Genomic DNA, 7,690 nt, shown 5'->3' on the forward strand with positions numbered 1-7,690 from the left:
CTAAAAGTAATTGGCTCTGAGTTTTCATAGAGCCAATTACTTTTTAAACTATTGTAAGGAGTGTTGTGCTTGGATATCTCGAAGAGCTCGGCAGAACCTTGGCCAAGTCGCATGCATCAGCTTGAGCAAAAGAAAAAGAAAATATCAAGATTCAGAAACAATTACTTACCGGCTTATCTCTTGGTTGCTCCTACAGTACTTTTAGTCAGTTTTTTTTACGTGATTCCTGTTATCATTTCTATACTTCTTAGCTTTGTGAAATCTGAAAGTTTCGGCTTGACGAACAAATGGGTTGGTTTGGAAAATTATAGAAGATTGGTGGAGGACAAACAATTTTGGGGAGATCTATGGAACACGTTCCATTATGTGATTTTATTTGTTCCAGCAGTGTTAGTCATATCAACGATTCTCGCTTTGTTGCTCAATCAAAAAATAAAAGGAATCGCCTTCTTCCGAACGGTTTACTTTCTACCGCAAATTACACTCCCAGCTGCAACGGCATTGGTTTGGGTAGTTTTATTTAACAAAGATTACGGACTTATTAATCATTTGCTTGGGACGGATATCGGCTGGTTATCTGATTCCAGAACGGTCATGCTCGCCTTCGTGACCACCTCGGTCTGGGGCAGCATCGGATTAAAAATGATCATTATTCTCGCTGGTTTACAAGGAATACCTACCTCCTTATATGAAGCTGGTTCACTTGAAGGGGCAAATGCTTTCCAAAGGTTTTGGAATATTACACTTCCCTTACTTACCCCGACCTTATTTTTCGTAGCCATCATTTCCGTTATTGAAGGAACGCAAGTTTTCGATGGCATTTTATTTCTAGTTGGCAAAAACAGCATCGTTCTGGACGATGTTCGCTCTCTTGTTTTCTCCTACTATATTAATACGTACACAATGGACGATCCGAATTACGGTTCAGCGATCATCGATGTTTTATTAGTTATCAACCTCATATTGACAGCGATACAATTTCGATTGTCGAAAAAGTGGGTATTTTACGAATAGGAGGTCATGACATGAGTTCTCATACTAAATCGTATTACAAAACAAATTACTATGCCCAAACGATTTTAATCATTGGAGCCTTGGCGATGTTGGTTCCATTTATGTGGATGATTCTAACTTCCTTTAAAACCGTAACAGAGACGACTCAAATTCCGTTTAAATATTTCCCAGCCCATATCAATTTGAAAAGCTTCCCCAATGCTTGGAAGGCTTTGCCTTTTACTCACCTTTATATGAACACGATTATTGCTGCATTTTTCAGAACGGTAGGGCCGCTTATCTTTAGTTCAATGGCTGCTTATGCCTTTGCCAAAATTGTGTTTCCCGGTAAAAATTTTCTTTTCTTTCTGATTCTATCGGTCATGCTGGTACCAAACCCGGTATTTTATACGCCCCAATATTTTATTCTCAACAAAATGCATTTGATTAATACAGTTCCAGCCTTATTTATTACTGGACTCGTTAGTCCGTTCGCCGTGTTCCTTTTGCGACAATTTTTTCTGGGTTTGCCCAAAGAACTCGAAGAAGCAGCCATACTTGATGGATGTAATCATTATCAGACACTGCGACTCGTATTGCTTCCTTTGGTAACGCCTGCTTTGGCAGCTGTGGCCATCATACATACCCTATGGACTTGGAACGAATTCACATGGCCGTTTATCGTCAACAGCAGTCCAGATAAATTGACTTTAGCCACCGGTTTGCGAAGTCTCGTGGGACAATTCCAAACGGATTATCCTACTTTAATGGCAGGCGCAATCATGGCGATCATCCCTATGCTAATCGTATTTATCATCTTCCAGAAACGCTTTATTGAAGGCGTTGCGTTCACTGGGTTAAAATAATGTCTTCCTTCGTGAATGCAATATCATCACACAACAAATATCCACAGCCTGTGAGGAGTCTCTCCCCTGACTGTGGATTATTGAACGTGAACTAAGACGTAATTTTCTTGCAGGAGCTTCTTTCAATCAATTCCGTTTTTAAGCTTATATGAACCTTTTCAATATACTTGTTCCCAATCAAATCAATCAACAATTTAACAATAAGCTGGTTAATATCATATTTAAACCGTCTGACTGTTGTTAAAGGCGGAATCATAAATTCCGATAATTTCAGATCGTCAAAGCCAACAATGGAAATGTCATCGGGTATTTTCAAATTACTCTCAAAAATGGCCTTCATGGCTCCAAAAGCAATGATATCGTCAAAGCAAAAAAATGCTGTTATCTTCGAATTCCCGCTCAGCATGGCTTTCGCCGCCTCGTATCCGTGCGTCAGACTAAAAGAACCATAACTGATCCGTTCATCTAGAATTTGTAAATTCAGATTATTAAATGCATCTATACAACCTTGCATGCGATTCATATTTACCAAATGATCTGCAGGACCGGCAATAATGCCAATGTTGCGATGGCCCAGACTATATAGATATTGAATGGCGTTCGTAGCCCCACTATAATTGTTGTAATCAATATAGTTCCAATCCTTCTCCATGTTCCGACCATTCGTAACAAAGTACGGGATATGATGATTGATTAACTCATCTACCAGCTCATCGTTGGTAAATGGCGCAAAAATGATGGCGGCATCAATCATTTTATCCTGAATCATTTTATAGGACATGGAAGAGCGATCGATTTCGCCTGTATTTGTCGTTAGTACAAGCTTATGACCTAAACTCTCCAACTCTTCCTTCAGATTGTTCAAATCGACCGAGGAGGAAGGATCGTCATCGATAAAATCGTTTTGATTCGGAATGAAGACCCCGATGGTGTAAGAAATATTACTCATCTTTTGCAGCGTGGTGCCTGGTGTGTAGAGATATTCTTTCACAACGTCCAGTACTCTTTGTTTGGTTTCCTCGCTGAAATTACCTTTATTGTTCAACACCCTGGAAACCGTAGTTACGGAAACATTAGCAATTTCTGCAATATCTTTTAATTTCAGCATAGCTATCTTCCTTTTTCCTTCCCGCAGGAAAAGATTATTTATTCGAAAAAAAATGCGCAATTTCTTGCTGTATTTATCAATTGTATTCCTCTTTACAACTTTGTGTCAATAAAAGAAGTTAGTAACAGCCCATTTGGCGACAATATCGCGAATGGGCCGTTACAGTATCAATTATACTTATTGAAATCTGATCTCGTCGATTGTAATGGTTCCGCTTTTGCCCCACCAGAACGACATCGTTAACTGTCCAGGAGCTGTACGACTAACGCCATTGCTTGCCAAATTTATGGCAATATCTTTATAGGATGTAGTAATGGTATCCCCACTAAACGCTCCCAGCGTTTTCTCAACTCCCCCAAGCGTAAGATGGAAATCATTTTGTTCGCCACCGGCACTCCCTTTTACACGGATAATCATGGTGTTGTATGCTGAAATATCCTGCACAACATCACTACCAAACCACCCGTTGTTGTTATACTGCAATGTAAGACCTTTGCTATTGATTACTCCTGAACCACCCGCTCCATTCGTAAAACTATTTGCACCCGCCCATTTTCCCAGATCATTGTTGCTCGGCCAGGTTGGCGTATTATCAAAATTATCTAATAGCAGACTGCCTGTTGGCGTTGGTGTTGGCGTTGGTGTTGGTGTCGGTGTCGGTGTAGATGTTGGCGTTCCTCCTCCTACGATAGTAATACGGTCAATATCAGGTGCATACGCCGTCGCATTGGAAAACTTGATTGTATTATTGCCAGCTTGCAAGCTTACAGTGGTTTGCAAAGTCCCCACCGTTGTCCATCCGCCGCTGCTTGGGAAATTTAAAGATACGGATGTTCCTCCATTTACACTCATGCTTGCCAACCTACTGGCATCCCCGTTCAAATAATCAATTTTCAGCGTATAGGTTCCAGCGCTTGCCACATTCACACCATTGAATTGCAAGGTGCCGCTGTTATTGCCGAGATACCCTACTTTACTCCCTCCTGAGCATGTGGGACAAGAACTCACGGCAGCTGTTCCGGTCAATGTGTTGCCACTGGCCTCTGCTTCATAAGATTGCGATGCTGGTGTCGGCGTCGATGTTGGTGTTGGTGTTGGTGTTGAAGTTGGTGTTGGCGTTGGTGTCGAGCCACCACCAGATAGGCTGTAAGATAACGTACTGTCACTTTTCAAACTATTGAAGGTCCCCAAATTCTGATCGCTTGGATCTTGCCCGATACCGACTTTGCCTAGCGGTGTTCTTCCTCCTGTGTAATAATTCGTGTTTGCAAACCTTAAACTCGGCTTATTCCCAGCAGGATCAAGCACAGATACCGCAAGCGTATAAGTTCCGACCGGCAGATTGGATGGAATCGTGAACGTACCGGCAACGGTATTTACCGCAGGGGCATTCGTATATGCCCTGGAAGAACTGTTCCAACTCGTACCTGGCAACCACGATGTTATATCTGTATTGAATGTCCCCGTCCAAGCAACGGAACGATCGGCTCTTAGAAGGCTTGCTTCAACTGGCCATTTGTAATACATAGGAGACGAACCTTTGTTTACAACGTTAAATGACACACTCATTGCTCCGCCCGGTGCAACGCTGCCCGAGAACGTAGCTTGATTGATTAAAAAGCGATAACCAAGCACTTTCTGCATAGCTGTAGCCCCGGCCTCCACTGCCGTGTTGCTCGCATTATAATCTGATATCCATCCTAAGCTGGACGTATGTGTGTTCATGATCCAGTCGATCACATAATTCGTATTGGAGGTACTGCCTAGTGTCCCATCCGGACTGCCGCCGAGATTAGATTGATTGCCCCAATCATAAGCAACTTCTCCGCTGTTAATTTGCGTTCTCCACGTATCTCTGGCAATCTCGCCATTGCCGCCAGCCGCGTCATCCGGCAGAGCAAAGGAATCCCACTGAATACCAAAGTTATAATTCGTGAACGTTTCAGGATAGCGAATCATCACTTTTTTATTGTGAAAAGCAGCCTTATAGGCATCCCCTAAAGCCGTTTGGAAGCTTAATGGAATACGGTCTGTGCCGTCAGCGAATTTAAGCGGATAAATATGATTTTCTCCCCAATTTCCATACAACCCAAGTTCTATGGCAGCTACGCGCGGATCGTTATCCCATGCCTCTCCCAGCTTTCCGATAAAAGCAACTAAGCGCGATTTCAACGTATCAGAAAGCCACTCGTTCACCGGATCGCTATGAGCTACTCCGTCCGGCCAATATTCCCCGGTACCAGGATATACAATCACAACACGCGGAACCACTTTAATATTTTTATTTTCTATCCCTGCCCAGGAGGCATTGCTCCAGTCTTTGATCTTCTGGACAGAATCGGCTGCATAGTACTCCAGATCGGTGTATTTAATATATTGTTTGTAAATATCAGAATACTCCCTGTCTGGAAACGAGGTGTCATTGATGTATCTTGAAGGTCTAAATCCCATAATTGGGTTTTTGAAAGCTTCGTTTGATTCAGAAAGATTGACAGTAATGTTACCTGTTGCTGCAACTGCCTCGCTTTGGTAAACGGCCGTGCTCAACTGGATACACAAAATTAAAAAAATCAAAAATACAACACATATTTTGATCTTTCTCATACGATTTACCTCCTTCATTTAATTGATTGCGCTTACAATTCAAATAAGTAAGAAGTTTATTTCTTTGAAAAAGGGTTGTTAAAAATTTGCGCAAGTTTTAACAAAGTAAGTGTACCGCCAATCTTATCTGCCGTCAATCACTTTTCGCTTGATGCCGCTCCATGCGTAGCAAGTGCATCTAATTATTGACAGTCACAACGAATAGGAATAAAATCGGGATATAAAACTTTTGCGCAAAAATTTTACTACAAGGAGATTATTCATATGGATACCTGTCAATCGATAAAACTAATGTCAGGCGAATATTGGTGGGGCGGGGTTATAAATGACGGTGCTCTGATGCCATTTGGCAATACCGACTATTCGCGCAATTTGCGTCATATAGACGATAATCAAGCAACGCCATTGCTTTTATCGAACAAGGGGCGTTATGTTTGGAGTGACGAGCCTTTCGCTTTTTCTTTTCATGAAGATGAACTTTTGATTCATCATGGAGACAGTCCAATTACCATCGGACAAGAACATCACAATCTTGCTGAAGTTTTTAACCATGTATCACGCACTTATTTTCCATCTTCGGGCAAGTTTCCTGATCCATTGGCATTTGTATCACCGCAATATAATACGTGGGTTGAAATGTTTCACGAACCGACACAAGATAAAATCATTCAATATGCGAAATCGATTTTAGATCACGGATTGCCTCCAGGGGTATTAATCATAGACGACAATTGGATGATCGATTATGGCAACTGGACATTCAACAAAGAACGCTTTCCTGATCCCAAGGAAATGGTTCACATTTTGCATCAATTGGGATTTAAAATCATGCTCTGGGTATGTCCTTATGTCAGTCCTGATAGCGCTGTTTTTCGCATGCTGCAAAGAAAGGGCTATCTGCTTAAATCAAAGGATGAAACACCTGCCTTACGACAATGGTGGAATGGCTACAGCGCTATGATTGATTATTCCATGGAAGAAGCCGTAGCGTGGTTCCACGAACAACTGGATGATCTCGTAACGAGTTATGCAATCGACGGTTTTAAATTTGACGCAGGCGAGCCCGTTATTCCGGATGCCGATGATTTTAGCAAACCCGTCTTGTGGCATAACACGCTTCCACTCAATGACGATTGCAATGCCTTCGCAAAATTAGGAACTAAGTATCCGCTCAGCGAATACCGTATGTCTTGGAAGAACGGAGGACAATCACTCATCCAACGGCAGCGGGATAAAGCTCATACGTGGGAACGCGGTGGATTGGCAGACCTAATTCCAAATGGCATCGTGCAAGGATTAATGGGTTATGCCTACAATTGTCCAGATATGATTGGAGGTGGATTAGACGGCGACTTTAATTCATCTGACTTCAAATTTGACAGTGAATTATTCGTCAGGTATGCACAATGTTCGGCTCTTTTCCCCATCATGCAATTTTCGTTAGCCCCTTGGCGGGTACTTCACGATGAACACCTCAATTATTGCTTAGACATCGTCAAGCTAAGGGAACAATTGGGGCCAGAGATACTTGAGTTGGCTCAACAATCCGCGGCAACCGGAGCCCCCATCATGCGGCACTTGGATTATGTATTTCCCAATGAGGGATATGCACTTGTGGGCGATCAATTCATGCTTGGCAATCAAATTCTCGTAGCCCCTGTTCTTTTAAAAGGACAAACATCTCGACAAATTCACTTTCCAACGGGTACTTGGATTGGAGATGATGGCTCTGTCGTTCAAGGACCGGTACTGGAAGAGATTCAAGCACCTCTATCAAGGCTTCCTTGGTATCGAAAAGCATAATAAAGCTCCAAACAACGAGGAATTGGACCTTTTAAGAGACTGTCTCCAAAGTCGAAAATGACTGCGAGGCAGTTTTTTCTTTTTTAGAGGCTCCAACTGGTCGCCTAACCGAAACTGCAGCGGCAACAGCAACAGCAACAGCAACAGCAACAGCAACAGCAACAGCCTATTCAACTGCACCCCCAACCCTGTTGTCAAATTCCACTGGAATTACGCCAGTGTTATCAGAGTAAAACTGCAAAAGTGCAGGCTTTTTCAACAAAATCGCTTAAAAAATGAAAAAGCCTGCAATTATGCAGGAATTTATAGATTATTT

Annotated in this window: 5 protein-coding genes; 3 read left to right on the forward strand and 2 right to left on the reverse strand. The window is 42.3% G+C overall.

Features of this window, described 5'->3' with window-relative positions:
• Nucleotides 1-69 precede the first annotated feature (69 nt).
• Nucleotides 70-1,014, forward strand: a complete 945-nt coding sequence (locus HQN90_RS22525) for a carbohydrate ABC transporter permease (protein WP_246362765.1) — start codon at nucleotides 70-72, stop codon at nucleotides 1,012-1,014.
• An 11-nt stretch (nucleotides 1,015-1,025) separates the two neighbouring features.
• Complete coding sequence (locus tag HQN90_RS22530) at nucleotides 1,026-1,859, forward strand: carbohydrate ABC transporter permease (protein ID WP_173222824.1); 834 nt, start codon at nucleotides 1,026-1,028, stop codon at nucleotides 1,857-1,859.
• Between the two features lie 91 nt (nucleotides 1,860-1,950).
• On the opposite strand, the gene HQN90_RS22535 is transcribed toward HQN90_RS22530, so the two are convergent.
• Both HQN90_RS22535 and HQN90_RS22540 read right to left on the reverse strand, forming a co-directional pair.
• Entirely contained in the window at nucleotides 1,951-3,027 is a 1,077-nt protein-coding gene (locus HQN90_RS22535; RefSeq protein ID WP_275942606.1) for a LacI family DNA-binding transcriptional regulator, read from the reverse strand.
• Between the two features lie 117 nt (nucleotides 3,028-3,144).
• Nucleotides 3,145-5,571 (reverse strand): DUF4832 domain-containing protein, encoded by a 2,427-nt coding sequence (locus tag HQN90_RS22540; RefSeq protein ID WP_173222828.1) that lies wholly within the window; start codon nucleotides 5,569-5,571, stop codon nucleotides 3,145-3,147.
• Between the two features lie 264 nt (nucleotides 5,572-5,835).
• Here HQN90_RS22540 and HQN90_RS22545 point away from each other — a divergent pair, with 264 nt between their 5' ends.
• The gene (locus HQN90_RS22545; protein ID WP_173222830.1) at nucleotides 5,836-7,374 is read left to right on the forward strand and encodes a glycoside hydrolase family 31 protein; all 1,539 of its coding nucleotides are present in this window, start codon (nucleotides 5,836-5,838) and stop codon (nucleotides 7,372-7,374) included.
• Nucleotides 7,375-7,690 lie beyond the last annotated feature (316 nt).

Origin of the sequence: Paenibacillus alba (assembly GCF_013204855.1) — a bacterium.
GTDB lineage: Bacteria > Bacillota > Bacilli > Paenibacillales > NBRC-103111 > Paenibacillus_E > Paenibacillus_E alba.